This window comes from Streptomyces sp. NPDC005303, from assembly GCF_040607335.1.
Taxonomy (GTDB): Bacteria; Actinomycetota; Actinomycetes; order Streptomycetales; family Streptomycetaceae; genus Streptomyces.
Genome location: NZ_JBEXGM010000007.1, coordinates 1 through 17453 on the forward strand (window position 1 = coordinate 1; position 17453 = coordinate 17453).

Consider the following 17453-nt stretch of genomic DNA (forward strand, 5'->3'; position numbering starts at 1 on the left):
GCCGCCCCCCCCCCCCCCCCCCCTGCGCGGTCCCCGCCGGGGGGGCCTCACCCTATGTCGCGCGGCGGGCCCCCCCCCCCCCCCCCCCCCCCCCCCCCGCTCCAGGTTGAGTCGGACGCGTGTCCGACGGTGCGTCAGACCTCCACCACCACAGGGAGGATCATCGGCCTGCGGCGATACGTGTCGGAGACCCACTTGCCCAGGGTCCGCCGCACCAGCTGTTGCAGCTGGTGGGGTTCGACCACGCCGTCCTGGGCCGAGCGCTCCAGGACCTCGGTGATCCTCGGGATCACGTCGGCGAACGCCGAGTCCTCGATGCCCGAGCCGCGCGCCTGGATGTGCGGGCCGCCCGTGATCTTGCCGGTGGACGAGTCGACGACCAGGAAGACCGAGATGATGCCTTCGTCGCCGAGGATCTTGCGGTCCTTGAGCGCCGGCTCGCCGACATCGCCGACCGAGAGGCCGTCGACGTAGACGTAACCCGCCTGGACCTTGCCGGTGATCTTCGCCTTGCCCTCGACGAGGTCGACGACCACGCCGTCCTCGGCGATGACGATGTGGTCGTGCGGGACGCCGGTCAGGGCGCCGAGCTCGGCGTTGGCGCGCAGGTGGCGCCACTCGCCGTGAACCGGCATCAGGTTCTTCGGCCGGCAGATGTTGTAGAAGTACAGGAGCTCGCCCGCGGACGCGTGGCCCGAGACGTGCACCTTGGCGTTGCCCTTGTGGACGACGTTGGCGCCCCAACGGGTCAGGCCGTTGATCACGCGGTAGACCGCGTTCTCGTTCCCGGGGATCAGTGACGACGCGAGGATGACGGTGTCGCCCTGGACGATCCGGATCTGGTGGTCCCGGTTGGCCATGCGGGACAGGGCGGCCATCGGCTCACCCTGCGAGCCCGTGCAGACCAGGACCACCTCGTGGTCGGGGAGGTCGTCGAGCGTCTTGACGTCGACCACCAGACCCGGGGGGACCTTGAGATAGCCGAGGTCGCGCGCGATGCCCATGTTGCGGACCATCGAGCGTCCGACGAAGGCGACCCGGCGGCCGTACTCGTGGGCCGCGTCCAGGATCTGCTGGATGCGGTGGACGTGGCTGGCGAAGCTCGCCACGATGATCCGCTTGCGGGCGTTGCCGAAGACCTGCCGCAGGACATTCGAGATGTCCTTCTCGGGCGGGACGAAGCCCGGGACCTCGGCGTTCGTCGAGTCGGAGAGGAGAAGGTCGATGCCCTCCTCGCTCAGCCGCGCGAACGCGTGCAGGTCCGTGAGCCGTCCGTCCAGCGGGAGCTGGTCCATCTTGAAGTCACCCGTGTGCACGGCCATGCCGGCCGGGGTACGGATGGCGACCGCCAGGGCGTCGGGGATGGAGTGGTTGACCGCGACGAACTCGCAGTCGAAGGGGCCGATGCGCTCGCGGTGCCCCTCCGACACCTCAAGGGTGTAGGGGCGGATGCGGTGCTCCTGGAGCTTGGCCTCGATGAGCGCGAGGGTCAGCTTGGAGCCGATCAGCGGGATGTCCGGCTTCTCTCGCAGGAGGAAGGGGACGCCGCCGATGTGGTCCTCGTGACCGTGGGTGAGGACGATGCCCTCGATGTCGTCGAGGCGGTCCCTGACGGACGAGAAGTCCGGCAGGATCAGGTCGATTCCGGGCTGTTCCTCCTCGGGGAACAGGACTCCGCAGTCGACGATCAGCAGGCGGCCGCCGTACTCGAAGACCGTCATGTTTCGGCCGATCTCGCCGAGACCGCCGAGTGGGGTGACCCGCAGGCCGCCTTCGGGAAGCGGCGGGGGCGGGGCCAGTTCGGGATGCGGATGACTCAAAAGACTCTCCTCACCACGCACGCCACGTACCGGTGGGGCACATGGCGTGCGTGACGTTCGTGCGTGTAGCAGTTGTCGTTGTGGTGCGGGCACCGGTGGCCCGCGTATTCAGTTGTTGAGTCCGGTTGCGCGCCGGGCGCGCGAAGTCTGGTGTTAGAGCTGTACCCCGCCGGCGGCAAGATCGATCTTGAGCTGCTCGTTCTCTTCGGGTGAGAGCTCCACCATGGGGGCGCGCAGGGGCCCGGCGGGGAGTCCCTGGAGGGTGAGCGCCGCCTTGGTGGTCATCACGCCCTGGGTGCGGAACATGCCCGTGTAGACGGGGAGCAGCTTCTGGTGGATCTCGGTGGCCTTCTGTACGTCACCCGAGATGAACGCCTCGACCAGGGCGCGCAGGTCCGGGGTGACGACGTGGCCGACGACCGAGACGAAGCCGACCGCGCCCACGGAGAGCAGCGGCAGGTTCAGCATGTCGTCGCCGGAGTACCAGGCGAGGCCGGAGCGGGCGATGGCCCAGCTGGCGCGGCCTAGGTCGCCCTTGGCGTCCTTGTTGGCGACGATCCGCGGGTGCTCGGCGAGCCGGACCAGCGTCTCGGTGCTGATCGGCACACCGCTGCGTCCCGGGATGTCGTAGAGCATGACGGGCAGCTCGGCGGCGTCGGCGACGGCCTTGAAGTGCCGGTACAGGCCCTCCTGCGGGGGCTTGTTGTAGTACGGCGTCACGATGAGGAGGCCGTGTGCGCCGGTCCTCTCGGCGGTGCGGGCCAGCTCGATGCTGTGGTGGGTGTCGTTGGTGCCGACGCCGGCGACGACGTGGGCGCGGTCGCCGACCGCCTCCAGTACGGCTCGTAGGAGGTCCGATTTCTCCGCGTCACTGGTGGTGGGGGACTCGCCGGTGGTGCCGTTGATGATCAGGCCGTCGTTGCCTGCGTCCACCAGGTGGGTGGCGAGCCGCTGTGCGCCGTCGAGGTCGAGTGCGCCGTCCGCCGTGAAGGGCGTGACCATGGCGGTGAGGACCCGCCCGAAGGGGGTCTGCGGAGTGGAGGTCGGAGCCATGGGTAACACGCTACTCGTTGCTCAAGGCGGGGTCTGCCCTAGGGGGGCGGGAAAAGTCAGGACAAATGCGGAGCCCGGCACTGCCTGCTCGGGGGTTCAAGCAGTGCCGGGTCCGTTTGATCAGGCTAGATGAACTTCTCTAAATGCCGCAATACGGACACTTCGGGCAGTTGACCCGTACATCTGTGCTCCGCCGGTAAACAGGCGTCCGTCAGGGTGCCACACGACCGTTCGCATTGAAGGCGGCGTAGGTGAGGGGCATGAGCTTCGCCCACTCCGCTTCCATCTTCTCGCCGACCATCTCGATCTCCCGCTGCGGGAAGGACGGCACCTTCGCCTGCTCGTGCTGGGTGCGCAGACCGAGGAAGTGCATGAGCGAGCGGGCGTTGCAGGTGGCGTACATCGAGGAGAAGAGGCCGACGGGCAGGACCGAACGGGCTACCTCGCGGGCGACGCCGGCGGCGAGCATCTCCTGGTAACGCTCGTACGCCTGGTGGTACGAGTCCTGCATCGAGCGCTCGACGATCTCCTGCTGCGCCGGAGTGCCCGCCACGAACTCGTACCTGCCGGGACGTCCCTGCTGGACGAGTTTGCGGTCCTCGCCAGGGACGTAGAACACGGGTTGCAGTTCCCTGTAGCGGCCCGACTCCTCGTTGTAGGAGTTGTGGACGACGATGCCGTTGGCCAGGAAGTTGTGCCAGGGGCCTTCCACGGTGAGGTCATATGTCATCTCCTCGCCGTCGTGCTCGATGGACACGATCGGATCGGGAACAGCCGTGGCGATCTTGCCGCCACGGCGCGCGACCTTCTGTTCCTCGGCGCTCTTGGCCGCGTGGCAGGGCTCGCATGCGGGAGCCAGATTCCGCTCGTCGAGTGCGCGGGTCAGGTCCTCGGCGACGGGCACGACATGGTCGAGCGCGAGGTCCTCGCGGGCAAAGGACTGTCCACAGAGGTGGCAGGTGTCGGTCTCTGCGATCAGACGGTCGCGCTGCATCGAGGTCCAGACCCCCACACCGCGACGAAGGCTCGGAGGCACCGGCCTTTCCGAGGGGCGAGGCGCGGTTCCGGCGGCCATCACCGCGTCACCCACCGCGAGTTCACCCGCCTTCCGCCAGCCGTCCGGCGTCAGGACCGCATGGTCGACAGTGGAGCGCAGCACCTTGCCGCCGGCGGTGGTGATCCTGATCAGGGGTTTGATCCCGGACTGGATGACATCGAGGATCTGGCCCCTGTGGGCCGTCAGTGTCTCTTCGTCATAGCAACGGACGTGGCTGCGCCGGACCGATTCCAGCTTGCGCAGACGCGTGGACGGATGTTGCTCGCGGAATTCCGCCACGGCGGAGTCGGCCGCCTCGCGGCTGTCGTACAGGCCCAGGTAGTGATTGGTCTCCGCGCGACGGACCTGCGCCATCCACTTCTCCGCGCGGGCGTGCCAGGTGACACCTCCTGCCGAGTGCGGGAGGCGGTCCTCGACGCCGATGTGCCACAGCTTGTAGAGGTCCGCGATGGAGCGGCGCCGGACATTGCCCGCTTCGCTGACCAGCGTGACCTCGGTGTCGCCGGCCACACACCAGCCCACGCGGTGCCGCATGAACTCACGGAAGACGAAGATCGGTGCGCTGATGAAGAAGGTCATCGAGTTGTGCTCGAAGGGGCTGCCGTGCCGATCCCGCATCAGGTAGTTGATCAGACCCTTGGAGCGCTCCGGGTCCTTGCCCAGCTCGTCCAGGGACTGCTCACCAGCGGTCGAGACTCGGGCGGCGAACAGCACGTCGGCATCGGACGCGGTGTGCTTGACCAGTTCGACGGTGACGTCACTGCGGAAGCTGGGTTTGAGGTCGTCGGCGGGGGTGTCGGTCACGGCTCGGGAGTCCTTCCGATTACTTCTCTCGGGCGGCGCCCACTCTACGGGCCGCCACTGACATCGGGACGTTCGGTGCCGGGTCACGACACCTTCTGTGAATTCGGGTCAACCGGGCACCTTTTGTGGCACTCGACCGTCTGTACAGACAGCAGTGATTGACACGATCCCCGAAGGGAGCAATACCCCCATGCTGTTGCGTCGGCGCGAGCCCGTACCGTTCGCCTTTGTCGCCGAAGCCGACAGGTTCCGCAGCAATGTCACTCCGCCGCCCCGTGAGCGGGCATCCGCCGGGGAGATGGCCGGGCGCTGGCTGATAGGGCTCACCATCGTCGCCGGACTCGTGGGGTCCCTGGTCCTCGGGATGCCGGCGCTGTCACAGGATCAGGCGCCCGCACAGAACCAGCAGTCGCAGGCCTCCCAGGGGCACTGACTCATCCGGTCCCCCTGAAGTGGTCAGCAGGGACACCGGCGGATAACCTCACCGGGCACAGCCCACCGTATGGATCGAGTGAGGACCCGCCGTGCCCCTGCCCTTCCTGACGGCCGACCGCGTATTCGAGACGGACGACGACGTCGCTCTGCCGTTCGAGAACCGTGACCGCTGGCGGCGCCCCTACCGGCCCGGCCCGTGGCGGGTGGGTGTGGCGGCGATTCTTCTGCTGCTCGCCTCGTACGTGCTGTTCGCCGCGGTGATCATCGCGCTCACCGACTCGCCGACCGAGGCCGCCGTGGTGTTCGGCATCGCGGTGCTCGTCATCGTCGGCGCGCTGCGGCTGCTGCGCATGGGGGTGTGGGTGTGCGCCCGCGGGGTGCGACGGGTGGGCTTCCTGTTCACTCGCACGGTGCCCTGGGAGCAGGTGGTCGCCGTGCGCACGGCACAGCAGCCCGTGCGCTGGCTCGGACTGCCCCGCACGGTCCAGGGCCAGGCCCTGACCCTCGTACGGCAGGGTCGGGGGCCGGAGGACCTGCCGCCGCTGCTGACCACGCACAACGCGGACTTCGTCGCGCGCGGCCAGGCGTTCGACCGGGCCGCGGACGCGGTGGAGGCCTGGGCCGCGGAGCACGCGCGGGGCTGACCCGACAGGGGCACGCGAAGCGCAGAAGGGGGCCGGTCCGCACCAGGACCGGCCCCCTTCGACGAGCCGGGGTTCAGGGCTGCTGGACGGGCCTGCCGTCGTGCAGCGCTATCGCGCGCTGCATGGCCTTGCGGGCCCGTGGGGTGTCGCGGGCGTCGTGGTAGGCCACGGCGAGCCGGAACCAGCTGCGCCAGTCGTCGGGGGCCGACTCCGTCTCGGCCTTGCGCTTGGCGAAGACCTCGTCGGCCGAGTCGCGGTCGATCCGGCCGGCGGGCGTGCGCTTGAGCTCGTCGACGGGCAGGCCGCCCTCGGCGTCGAGCTCGGCGGCGAGGGCGTTGGCCCGGCGGACGAACTGGGTGTTCTTCCACAGGAACCACAGACCGATCACCGGCAGGATCAGCACCGCCACGCCGAAGGTGACGGTGATGAGCGTGCCGGACTGGATCAGCATGACGCCGCGGCTGCCGACCAGGACGAAGTAGAACACCAGGACGGCGGCCGTGACGGCGTAGGACAGCTTGGCGCGCATCAGCCCAGCTCCAGGAAGTTCTCCAGGCCGAAGGTAAGGCCCGGGGTCGTGACCACGCGGCGGGCGCCGAGCAGGATGCCCGGCATGAAGCTGCTGTGGTGGAGGGAGTCGTGGCGGATGGTCAGGGTCTCGCCCTCGCCGCCGAGCAGGACCTCCTGGTGGGCCAGCAGACCACGCAGGCGGACGGAGTGCACGGGGACGCCGTCGACGTCCGCGCCGCGCGCGCCGTCCAGGGCGGTCTCCGTGGCGTCCGGTGCCTGGGCGGTGCCCGCCTCAGCGCGGGCCGCGGCGATCAGCTGGGCCGTGCGCGTGGCGGTGCCCGAGGGGGCGTCGACCTTCTTCGGGTGGTGCAGCTCGATGACCTCGACCGACTCGAAGTACGGCGCGGCGATCTGCGCGAACTTCATGTTCAGTACGGCCCCGATGGAGAAGTTGGGCGCGATGAGCACACCCGTCTGCGGGGACCTGGCCAGCCAGTCGTTCAGCTGCGCGAGGCGCTCGTCGGTCCAGCCGGTCGTACCGACGACGGCATGGATGCCGTGGCCGACGCAGTACTCGAGGTTGTCCATCACCGAGGCCGGCGTGGTCAGTTCGACGGCCACCTGGGTGCCGGTCTCGGCCAGGGTCTCCAGCTGGTCGCCCCGGCCGAGGGCGGCCACCAGTTCCAGGTCCTCGGCGGCTTCGACGGCCTTGACCGCCTCGGCGCCGATCCGGCCCCTGGCTCCGAGGACCGCCACGCGCAGCTTGCTCATGTTCTTGCTTCCTTAACCGACTTGACCGGTGTGATCGGTGTGACCGGGTGGATCAGGCCACGGCCTCGTGCAGTCGGGCCGCCTGCTTGTCCTTCAGCGGGCCGATGACCGACAGCGACGGGCGCCGTCCGAGGATCTCGCGGGCGACCTCGCGGACGTCGTCGGGGGTGACCGACGCGATGCGGGTCAGCATGTCGTCGACGGACATCTGCTCGCCCCAGCACAGCTCGCTCTTGCCGATACGGTTCATCAGCGCGCCGGTGTCCTCCAGGCCCAGGACCGTGGAGCCCCTCAGCTGGCCGATGGCGCGGCCGATCTCGTCGTCCGAGAGACCGTGTTGGGCGACCTGGTCCAGTTCGTCGCGGCAGATCTTCAGTACGTCGTGGACCTGCGAGGGCCGGCAGCCGGCGTACACGCCGAACAGGCCGCAGTCGGCGAAGCCGGAGGTGTACGAGTAGACGCTGTAGGCCAGTCCGCGCTTCTCCCTGACCTCCTGGAAGAGGCGGGACGACATGCCGCCGCCGAGCGCGGTGTTCAGCACGCCGAGGGCCCAGCGGCGGTCGTCCGTGCGGGCGAGGCCGGGCATGCCGAGGACGACGTGGGCCTGTTCGGTCTTGCGGCCGATCAGCTCGACGCGGCCGGCGGTGCGCAGGGCGCGCCTGCCGTCGCGCGGGGCGATGGGCGTGGCGTCCGGGCTCTTGAGGGCGCCGGACTTCTCGAAGGCGGCGCGGACCTGTCGTACGACCTTGTCGTGGTCGACGTTGCCCGCGGCCGCGACGACGAGATGCGTCGGGTCGTAGTGCTTCTTGTAGAAGCGGCGGATGCGGTCGGCGGTCAGGGCGTTGACGGTGTCGACCGTGCCGAGGACGGGGCGGCCGAGGGGGTTGTCGCCGAACATCGTGTGCGCGAACAGGTCGTGCACGCAGTCGCCCGGGTCGTCCTCGGTCATGGCGATCTCTTCGAGGATCGCGCCGCGCTCGACGTTGACGTCCTCCTCGCGGATGAGGGAGCCCGTGAGCATGTCGCAGACGACGTCGATGGCGAGCGGCAGGTCGGCGTCGAGCACGCGCGCGTAGTAGCACGTGTACTCCTTCGCCGTGAACGCGTTCATCTCGCCGCCGACCGCGTCGACGGCGGAGGAGATGTCCAGCGCGCTCCTCTTCTGTGTGCCCTTGAAGAGGAGGTGCTCCAGGTAGTGGGTGGCGCCGTTCAGAGACGGGGTCTCGTCGCGGGAGCCGACGTGCGCCCAGATGCCGAAGGTCGCGGAGCGGACCGAGGGGAGGGTCTCGGTGACGATGCGCAGGCCACCGGGGAGGGTGGTCTTGCGGACGGTGCCGATGCCGTTCTCGCCCTTGATGAGGGTTTGGGTACGGGCAACGGCCCGCGCCTCCGAAGAGGTGCGGGCCGTCGCCTTGGAGCTAAGGGACGTCACTGGTCGGCGTCGTCCTTCTTCTCGTCGGAGGAGTCTTCCTCGCCCTCGATCACGGGGATCAGGGAGAGCTTGCCGCGGGAGTCGATCTCGGCGATCTCGACCTGGACCTTGGCACCCACGCCGAGCACGTCCTCGACGTTCTCCACGCGCTTGCCGCCGGCCAGCTTGCGGATCTGCGAGATGTGCAGCAGACCGTCCTTGCCCGGGAGCAGCGACACGAACGCACCGAAGGTCGTGGTCTTGACGACCGTACCCAGGTAGCGCTCGCCGACCTCCGGCATGGTCGGGTTGGCGATCGAGTTGATCGTGGCGCGGGCGGCCTCGGCCTGCGAGCCGACCTGGGCACCGATGTAGATGGTGCCGTCGTCCTCGATCGTGATCTCGGCGCCGGTGTCCTCCTGGATCTGGTTGATCATCTTGCCCTTGGGGCCGATGACCTCACCGATCTTGTCCACGGGGATCTTGACGGTGATGATCCGCGGGGCGTTCGGGGACATCTCGTCCGGCGTGTCGATCGCTTCCATCATCACGTCGAGGATGTGGAGGCGGGCGTCACGGGCCTGCTTGAGGGCGGCGGCCAGGACGGAGGCGGGGATGCCGTCCAGCTTGGTGTCGAGCTGGAGGGCGGTGACGAACTCCTTGGTGCCGGCGACCTTGAAGTCCATGTCGCCGAAGGCGTCCTCCGCACCGAGGATGTCGGTGAGCGTGACGTAGTGCGTCTCGCCCTCGATGTCCTGGGAGATCAGGCCCATGGCGATACCGGCGACGGGGGCCTTGAGCGGCACACCGGCGTTCAGCAGCGACATGGTGGAGGCGCAGACCGAGCCCATGGACGTCGAGCCGTTGGAGCTCAGCGCCTCGGAGACCTGGCGGATCGCGTAGGGGAACTCCTCGCGGGTCGGCAGGACCGGGACGAGGGCGCGCTCGGCGAGGGCGCCGTGGCCGATCTCGCGGCGCTTCGGGGAGCCGACGCGGCCGGTCTCGCCGGTGGAGTACGGCGGGAAGTTGTAGTTGTGCATGTAGCGCTTGCGGGTCACCGGGGAGAGGGTGTCCAGCTGCTGCTCCATGCGGAGCATGTTGAGGGTGGTGACGCCCAGGATCTGGGTCTCGCCACGCTCGAAGACCGCGGAGCCGTGCACGCGCGGGATGGCCTCGACCTCGGCGGCGAGCGTACGGATGTCCGTGACGCCACGGCCGTCGATGCGCTTCTTCTCCTTGATCACGCGCTCGCGGACCAGCTGCTTGGTGAGCGAGCGGTACGCGGCGGAGATCTCCTTCTCGCGGCCCTCGAACTCCGGGAGCAGCTTCTCGGCGGCCAGACCCTTGACGCGGTCGAGCTCGGCCTCGCGCTCCTGCTTGCCCGCGATGGTCAGCGCGGAGGCGAGCTCCGGCTTGACGGCGGCGGACAGCGCCTCCAGGACGTCGTCCTGGTAGTCGAGGAAGATCGGGAACTCGCCGGTGGGCTTGGCGGCCTTCGAGGCGAGGTCGGCCTGGGCCTTGCAGAGGACCTTGATGAAGGGCTTCGCGGCGTCCAGACCGGCGGCGACGACCTCCTCGGTCGGCGCCTCGGCACCGCCCTTGACCAGCTGGATGGTCTTCTCGGTGGCCTCGGCCTCGACCATCATGATCGCGACGTCGCCGTCCTCCAGGGTGCGGCCCGCGACGACCATGTCGAAGACGGCGTCCTCGAGCTCGGAGTGCGTCGGGAAGGCCACCCACTGGCCGTTGATCAGAGCGACGCGGACGCCGCCGATCGGGCCGGAGAAGGGCAGGCCGGCCAGCTGGGTGGACGCGGAGGCGGCGTTGATCGCCACGACGTCGTACAGGTGGTCGGGGTTGAGCGCCATGATGGTGGCGACGACCTGGATCTCGTTGCGCAGGCCCTTCTTGAAGGAGGGGCGCAGCGGGCGGTCGATCAGCCGGCAGGTGAGGATGGCGTCCTCGGAGGGGCGGCCCTCACGGCGGAAGAAGCTGCCGGGGATCTTGCCGGCGGCGTACATCCGCTCCTCGACGTCCACCGTCAGGGGGAAGAAGTCGAGCTGGTCCTTGGGGTTCTTGGAGGCGGTGGTGGCCGACAGCACCATGGTGTCGTCGTCCAGGTACGCCACGGCGGAGCCGGCGGCCTGCTTGGCGAGGCGGCCCGTCTCGAAGCGGATGGTGCGGGTGCCGAAGGAGCCGTTGTCGATGACGGCCTCGGCGTAGTGGGTCTCGTTCTCCACTAGGTGCTCTCCGTTACTTTTCGTCTGCGTATCGTCTTTTGTCCCGATCCGCCCGTGTGGCGGGGGGACGTGCGCGGAGAAGCGCTCCATCTGGTGCGGGCCGGTCTTCGATCGAAGCACCCGGGTTCGCAAGGCCCGGGGGCCACTACCGAGGACCGGCGGCGGCGAGGTGCACTTCTCCTCGTGGTACTGCGTTGTGCTACCACACTACAAAGTGGGTGTGACACTGCGCACGTTTCCGTACGTACGGTGCGCACGTACGGCAAAGGGAGCGGCCCCCGATCGTTTCGGGAACCGCTCCCCTCACGGCGTCCTACTTGGCGCCCGCCGCACCGCGGCGGATGCCGAGGCGGTCGACCAGCGCACGGAAGCGCTGGATGTCCTTCTTCGCCAGGTACTGGAGAAGGCGACGGCGCTGACCGACCAGGATCAGCAGACCACGACGGGAGTGGTGGTCGTGCTTGTGGGTCTTGAGGTGCTCGGTCAGGTCCGAGATACGGCGCGAGAGCATCGCGACCTGGACCTCGGGGGAGCCGGTGTCGCCCTCCTTGGTACCGAACTCGGTGATGATCTGCTTCTTCGTAGCGGCGTCGAGCGACACGCGTACTCCTCGTAGTCTCTTGGGTAGCCACCGAGTGCCCCTGGTCCACTTCTCAGGGGAGCTTCCGTTACTCGGGAGGCGGGGATCCGCTGGGCGCGGCCTCCAGAGCGATCGGCTCCGGGGGTGCGTACACAAACGGCCGTCAGCCAGGGTACCAGCCCGGCGGCGGTGCCCCGGCCCACGCCGTCGTCGTACGGACGGCGCAGCGGCTGCCACCCATGTGGGTGACAGCCGCTGTCAACTGCTCGGGCCGGACGTCAGCTGGTCATGCCGCGGGCCGCCGCGTACAGGTCGAGGACGGCGAGGCAGAGCGGGACGAGGGAGAGCAGCACCGCGCCCTCGCTCAGGTCGAGCATCCGGCCCCAGAAGGGGGTGACGCCCTTGCGCGGCACGATCAGGGCGATGGCCACGAGGAGGGTGGCGCCCAGGGCGACCGCGGCGGAGAGCCAGACGGTGCGGATGTCGAGCGGGGCGCTGTTGTGGTCGTAGACCAGTTCCTTGATGATGTCCGCCGGCGGGTTCAGGGCGAGGCCGAGGACCAGCAGGCTGACGGTGATGATGCCCGAGATCATCAGGGTCACGACCTGGGACGTGTACAGGAAGAGCCGGGCACGCATCAGCATGGCGAGGCCGGCCGCCAGCGACAGCAGCTGGGCCCAGCCGCTGCTGGAGAAGCCGAGGACCACACCGGCGGAGGCCACGCCGGTGACGGCGCAGCCGCCGACGAGGCCGAGCAGCAGTTCGTGACCGCGGCGGGCCTGGTCGGTGATGAGCTGGTAGTCGACCGGCTCCTGCTCCTGCTGGTCCTCGGCGCGGCCGCGCTTGGCGATCTGGTCGGGCGAGCGGAAGCCGATGGGCAGCCGGGAGAAGCGGGCGGACCAGCCGGGCAGGAAGCCGATGACGGCGATCATGACGACGGCGGTGACTGCGGCCGTCTCGCGCGGCTCGGCCTCGGAGACGATCGCGGCGAAGGTGGCGACGGCGCCGATGGCGGCGCCGAACGCGGCCGCGATGAAGGGGGCGTCCTTCTGCGGCAGCAACAGGACGAGCAGCACCGCGGCGACGAGGACGACGGCGAAGCCGACAAGGAGGTTCAGCCGGCCCGGGCCCTCACCCGCGTCGAGGCTCATGACGCCCGAGCCGCCCACCATCAGGTGCGGCAGCGAGGCGAGTCCGAGGGCGACGGCCGCGTGGTCGTCGTCGTAGACACGCGCGCGTACGGAGGCGAGCGCGACGAGGACGACGCCGGTGACTCCGGCGATGACGCCGGGCAGGCCGTGCATGTCGTGGCGCAGCGGCTCGGAGAACCACAGCGCGAGCGCCATCATGGTCAGCAGCAGCGCGCCGGCGGTCAGACCGACGACCCGCATCATGCCGTCGTTCCAACTGCGCCTGTCCGCCTCGACGGCGGCGGCCACGGCGTCGACGACGTCGTCGAAGACGGCGGGCGGCAGCGAGTCCGCGAACGGCCGCAGGAGCAGCAATTCGCCATCGCGTATCTGCTGTTCGGAGAGCGAGCGGCCGTCGTCGAGGACGGAGCCGTCCCTGCGCACGAGGTTGTACCCGGTGGGCGCGGCCTCTTCGGGCGTCTGGCCCGACAACCGCAGGATCTCCGGGTAGACGTCAGAGAGCGGCACATCCTCGGGAAGTGCCACATCGATCCGGCTGTTCGGTGCCGCCACCGTGACCCGGCAGAATCCGGTTGCTGAAACCGTACTCACCTGACGGTTCCCCCTAGTCCAGTACTCGGTGATTCGTCGCGGTTTGCCAGGGCGAAACCCGCTCCGCGCTTCGTTTGGAGCGTCACCCTACCGTCCTCTCGCGGCATCTCCCCATCCCCTCCCGGCCCAACGGCCCCGCAGAACAGTAGGATCAACGCCCGACTCATGCGTTGGCAAAGCCCCATGGGTCGACGAACATACGGGGGCCGTCACGACGGGGGCGGTTCGACATTGCGATTGCGTGAAGGACTGGTGGATCGGTGAGCGTTGTCATCGTCAAGCGCCCGCCGCGGGTTTTCCCGCCGGAGGTGCCGAGTGAGGAGGTCAAGCTCGAGTCCCCTCCCGAACTCCCTCGCACCGAGGACGACAGTCTGCTGATGAACCTGCTGCCCATGCTGGGCATGGGTTCGTCGGCGGCGTTCTTCTTCATGCCCGGCGCCCAGGGCTTCATGAAGATCATGGGCGGGCTCATGATGGTGTCCACGGTCGCCATGCTGGTCGCCCAGATCGTGCGGGCCCGCAAGGGACCGTCGGGTCAGATGGCCGAGGCCCGGCGCGACTACCTCAAGTACCTGGCGCAGAAGCGCCGCGAGGTGCGGCGCACGGTGCACAAGCAGCGCGACGCCCAGTACTACCTGCACCCGGCGCCGGAACAGCTGTGGGCGCTGGTCGCCGAGGGATCGCGGCTGTGGGAACGGCGTTCCATGGACCCGGACTTCGTCCAGGTCCGCATCGGCCTGGGCCCGCAGCAGCTGGCCACGCCCCTGGTCGCGCCCGACACCGCGCCGGTGGACGAGCTGGAGCCGCTGACCGCCCACGCGATGCAGCAGTTCATCGCGAGCTACGGCACCCTCGGTGAACTCCCGCTGGCCATAGGGCTGCGCTCCTTCTACCACGTGACGATCTCCGGCGACGCCGAGACGGTCTACGGCCAGACCCGGTCCGTGGTCGGCCAGTTGGCCTCACTGCACTCCCCCGAGGACGTGGTGATCGCGGTCGTGGCCTCGCCGGGCGCGGCGGTGGACTGGGAGTGGACCAAGTGGCTGCCGCACATGCAGCACAAGGAGTCCGACGGCGCCGGCAGCCGGCGTCTGCTCTGCTTCGACCTCGGCGAGCTGGAGGAGATGATCGCCCACCAGCTGGAGGGCCGCCCCCGCTGGAGCCGGGACGGCTCGCCGGTGCTCGACCAGCCGCACGTGGTCGTCGTCCTCGACGGCGGCGGGGTGCCCGCGGACTCGGTCCTCGCCTCGGCGGAGGGCCTGCAGGGCGTGACCATCCTCGAGGTGGTGCCCGGTGAACTCGACGAGTTGCGTGGCTCGTTGTCGGTGCGGGTGTGGCCCGACGCCATGGAGCTGGAGGCGGGCACGGGTGTCTTCACCGGTGTCCCCGACGTGCTGTCGCAGGCGCAGGCCGAGTCGCTGGGCCGGCAGCTCGCGCCGCTGCGTCTCGGCGCGGCCGACGCGGACGAACCGCTGCTGGCGAACCTGGACTTCACCGATCTCATGCAGATCGGCGACGCGGCGAGCGTGGACGTCTCGCGCACCTGGCGGCCGCGCACGCTGCACGAGCGGCTGCGGGTGCCGATCGGTCTCGGCGAGAGCGGCGAGCCGGTCATGCTGGACCTCAAGGAGGCCTCGCAGGAGGGCATGGGCCCGCACGGCCTGTGCGTCGGCGCCACCGGTTCCGGAAAGTCGGAGCTGCTGCGCACGCTGGTCCTCGGCCTCGCGGTCACGCACTCGTCCGAGACGCTCAACTTCGTCCTCGCGGACTTCAAGGGCGGTGCCACCTTCACCGGCATGGGCTCCATGCCGCACGTCTCCGCGGTCATCACCAACCTCGCCGACGAACTCACCCTCGTCGACCGCATGCGCGACTCCATCACCGGTGAGCTGACCCGCCGCCAGGAGCTGCTGCGGACGGCCGGCAACTACGCCAACATCACCGACTACGAGAAGGCGCGCGCCGCCGGTGCCGCCCTCGACCCGCTGCCCTCACTCGTCCTGATCATCGACGAGTTCAGCGAACTGCTCGCCGCCAAGCCGGACTTCATCGAGATGTTCATCCAGATCGGCCGGATCGGCCGTTCGCTGGGTGTGCACATGCTGCTCGCCTCGCAGCGCCTTGAGGAGGGCAAGCTGCGCGGCCTGGACACCTTCCTGTCGTACCGCATCGGTCTGCGCACCTTCTCGGCGGCCGAGTCCCGTACGGCGATCGGTGTGCCCGACGCCTACCACCTGCCGAACGTCCCCGGCGCGGGCATCCTCAAGTACGACACCGAGACGATGGTGCAGTTCAAGGCCGCGTACGTGTCGGGCACCTACCGGCCAAACGGGCCGACGGTGCAGGGCGGCGGCCGGATCGACCGCTCCCCCGTGCTGTTCACCGCCGCTCCGGTGCCGGTGCGGATCCTCGCCGACCCCGAGCCGGAGACCCGGAGCAACCAGGTCGACGACGCGCTTGCGGACACCGTCCTCGACGTCATCGTCAGCCGCCTGGACGGTCAGGGCCCGCCCGCCCACCAGGTGTGGCTGCCGCCGCTGGACGAGCCGTTCAGCCTCGACCAGGTGCTGCCGGCCCTCAACATCAGCCCGGAGCGCGGTCTGCACGCCGAGGGCTACCACGCCCAGAGCAAGCTGATCGTCCCGGTCGGCCTGGTCGACAAGCCCTTCGAGCAGCGCCGTGACGTGATGTACGCGGACCTGTCCGGGGCCGCCGGTCACGCGCTGATCGTGGGTGGCCCGCAGTCCGGCAAGTCGACGCTCGTGCGCACGATGGTCACCTCGTTCGCGCTCACCCACACCCCGGCCGAAGTGCAGTTCTACGCCCTCGACTTCGGCGGCGGCGGCATGCTCGCGCTGGAGAACCTGGCCCACATGGGCGGCGCGGCCTCCCGTCTGGACCAGGAGAAGGTCCGCCGTACGGTCGCGGAGGTGCACGGCATCCTCAACGCCCGTGAGGAGTTCTTCCGCTCCAAGAGCATCGACTCCATGGGCACCTTCCGAAACCGCCGGGCGCAGGGTCACTACCCCGACCAGCAGTGGGGCGACGTCTTCCTCATCATCGACGGCTGGGCGACGTTCAAGAACGACTACGAGATGCTCGACCCGGTCATCGCGGACATCGCCACCCGTGGCCTCGGCTTCGGTATCCACCTGGTCATTACCGCGACCCGTTACACCGAGATGCGGCCCGCGCTGCGCGACCAGATCCTCAGCCGCCTCGAACTGCGGCTCGGTGACGCGATGGAGTCGGAGTTCGACCGCAAGCGGGCCGAGAACGTGCCGATGGGCAAGCCCGGCCGCGGTCTGTCCCCGGACAAGCTGGACTACCTCGCCGCCACGCCCCGGATCGACGGGTCGACCGCGGTGGAGGACCTCGCCGACGGCATGGCGCACCTCGTCCAGAGCGTCAACAACGCCTGGCAGGGCGCGGCGGCACCCAAGGTGCGGATGCTGCCGACGATGCTGCACGCGTCCGAGCTGCCCGGCGGTGGCGACTTCGGCAGCCGCGGTATCGCGGTCGGCGTCGACGAGCTCACCCTCTCGCCGGTCTTCGTGGACTTCGAGACCGACCCGCTGTTCGTCATCTACGGCGAGAGCGAGTCCGGCAAGTCCTCGCTGCTGCGGTTCATGGCCAAGCAGATCTCCGAGCGGTACGCCCCCAACAAGGCGCTGTTCGTGGTCTCGGACTTCCGGCGCGCGCTGCTCGGCCAGGTGCCCGAGAGCCACATGTACAAGTACTGCGCCTCGGGTCCGCAGCTCCAGGAGGTCATGGAGTCGCTGGCCGGCTCCATGAGCCGCCGTATGCCGGGCCCGGACGTCACGCCGGACCAGCTGCGCAACCGCTCCTGGTACAACGAGCCCGACGCGTTCATCTTCATCGACGACTACGACCTCGTCGCCACGTCGATGGGCAACCCGATGTCGGTGCTCCTGGAGTACCTGCCGTTCGCGCGCGACCTCGGTCTGCGCATCATCCTGGCCCGCTCCACCTCGGGTGCCTCGCGCTCGTCCTTCGAGCCGGTGCTCACCCGGATCAAGGAGCTCGGCGCGCAGGGCATCGTGCTGTCCGGCGACCCGTCGGAGGGCCCGGTGTTCAACAACATCAAGGCCACTCCGCAGCCGCAGGGCCGTGGCCAGTTCATCTCACGCCGGACCAGCGGGCAGCTGGTGCAGACGGGTTACCTGCCGGAGAGCTGAGCCTGTGTCGGTGAAGGGGCGGGCCGTGTCTGCGGCCCGCCCCTCTCAGCACTACCGAGACGTACACCGCGCCATGGCGGAGATGGTGAGCTTCGACAATCCGCTTCCCGAGGAGTTCAAGGCCCAGAACCCCGAGTCCGAGGCCGAGGCGTCCGTGCGCGCGGTCTTCGTCTGATCTTGATGGAGT

General features: G+C 69.2%; 13 protein-coding genes and 1 pseudogene. 4 read left to right on the top strand and 10 right to left on the bottom strand.

The features are described 5' to 3' along the window. Window positions 1-134: 134 nt before the first annotated feature. The 4 genes and pseudogenes from ABZT93_RS12850 to ABZT93_RS12865 all read right to left on the bottom strand — a co-directional run. A complete protein-coding gene (locus ABZT93_RS12850) occupies window positions 135-1820 on the bottom strand; it encodes a ribonuclease J (protein ID WP_356102957.1) in 1686 nt (561 codons plus the stop codon). 153 nt (window positions 1821-1973) lie between these two features. After that, window positions 1974-2873, bottom strand: coding sequence for a 4-hydroxy-tetrahydrodipicolinate synthase (dapA, locus tag ABZT93_RS12855; protein ID WP_356102960.1), 900 nt, complete (start codon window positions 2871-2873; stop codon window positions 1974-1976). Window positions 2874-3084: 211 nt separating this feature from the next. Next, window positions 3085-4464 carry an FAD-dependent thymidylate synthase gene (gene thyX / locus ABZT93_RS12860; RefSeq protein WP_356103570.1) on the bottom strand — a complete coding sequence of 460 codons (1380 nt, stop codon included), beginning with the start codon at window positions 4462-4464 and terminating at the stop codon, window positions 3085-3087. Then, window positions 4444-4734: pseudogene (locus ABZT93_RS12865) on the bottom strand (FAD-dependent thymidylate synthase); the annotation flags it as partial. The pseudogene ABZT93_RS12865 and the gene thyX, both read right to left, overlap by 21 nt. A 193-nt stretch (window positions 4735-4927) precedes the next feature. Between ABZT93_RS12865 and ABZT93_RS12870 the strand changes: the two are divergent. Together ABZT93_RS12870 and ABZT93_RS12875 are read left to right on the top strand one after the other, a co-directional pair. Beyond that, entirely contained in the window at window positions 4928-5167 is a 240-nt protein-coding gene (locus ABZT93_RS12870; RefSeq protein WP_356103572.1) for a hypothetical protein, read from the top strand. 91 nt (window positions 5168-5258) lie between these two features. Beyond that, complete coding sequence (locus ABZT93_RS12875; protein WP_356102963.1) at window positions 5259-5813, top strand: phage holin family protein; 555 nt, start codon at window positions 5259-5261, stop codon at window positions 5811-5813. Between the two features lie 73 nt (window positions 5814-5886). Here the strand turns inward: ABZT93_RS12875 and ABZT93_RS12880 are convergent, their stop codons facing one another. The 6 genes from ABZT93_RS12880 to eccD form a co-directional block, all read right to left on the bottom strand. After that, the gene (locus ABZT93_RS12880) at window positions 5887-6342 is read right to left on the bottom strand and encodes a hypothetical protein (protein WP_356102967.1); all 456 of its coding nucleotides are present in this window, start codon (window positions 6340-6342) and stop codon (window positions 5887-5889) included. Beyond that, window positions 6342-7094 carry a 4-hydroxy-tetrahydrodipicolinate reductase gene (gene dapB, locus ABZT93_RS12885; RefSeq protein WP_356102970.1) on the bottom strand — a complete coding sequence of 251 codons (753 nt, stop codon included), beginning with the start codon at window positions 7092-7094 and terminating at the stop codon, window positions 6342-6344. Before dapB ends, ABZT93_RS12880 begins: the two co-directional genes overlap by 1 nt. Window positions 7095-7146: 52 nt before the next feature. Then, window positions 7147-8526 carry a pitrilysin family protein gene (locus tag ABZT93_RS12890; RefSeq protein ID WP_356102973.1) on the bottom strand — a complete coding sequence of 460 codons (1380 nt, stop codon included), beginning with the start codon at window positions 8524-8526 and terminating at the stop codon, window positions 7147-7149. Further along, a complete protein-coding gene (locus tag ABZT93_RS12895; RefSeq protein WP_356102976.1) occupies window positions 8523-10745 on the bottom strand; it encodes a polyribonucleotide nucleotidyltransferase in 2223 nt (740 codons plus the stop codon). Before ABZT93_RS12895 ends, ABZT93_RS12890 begins: the two co-directional genes overlap by 4 nt. A gap of 313 nt (window positions 10746-11058) precedes the next feature. Next, a complete protein-coding gene (rpsO, locus tag ABZT93_RS12900) occupies window positions 11059-11346 on the bottom strand; it encodes a 30S ribosomal protein S15 (protein ID WP_005479656.1) in 288 nt (95 codons plus the stop codon). 257 nt (window positions 11347-11603) lie between these two features. Continuing rightward, the gene (eccD, locus tag ABZT93_RS12905; protein WP_356102980.1) at window positions 11604-13067 is read right to left on the bottom strand and encodes a type VII secretion integral membrane protein EccD; all 1464 of its coding nucleotides are present in this window, start codon (window positions 13065-13067) and stop codon (window positions 11604-11606) included. Between the two features lie 260 nt (window positions 13068-13327). Here eccD and eccCa point away from each other — a divergent pair, with 260 nt between their 5' ends. Both eccCa and ABZT93_RS12915 read left to right on the top strand, forming a co-directional pair. Then, window positions 13328-17266 carry a type VII secretion protein EccCa gene (gene eccCa, locus ABZT93_RS12910; protein WP_356102983.1) on the top strand — a complete coding sequence of 1313 codons (3939 nt, stop codon included), beginning with the start codon at window positions 13328-13330 and terminating at the stop codon, window positions 17264-17266. Between the two features lie 25 nt (window positions 17267-17291). Beyond that, entirely contained in the window at window positions 17292-17441 is a 150-nt protein-coding gene (locus ABZT93_RS12915) for a hypothetical protein (protein ID WP_356102986.1), read from the top strand. The last annotated feature ends 12 nt before the right edge of the window (window positions 17442-17453 follow it).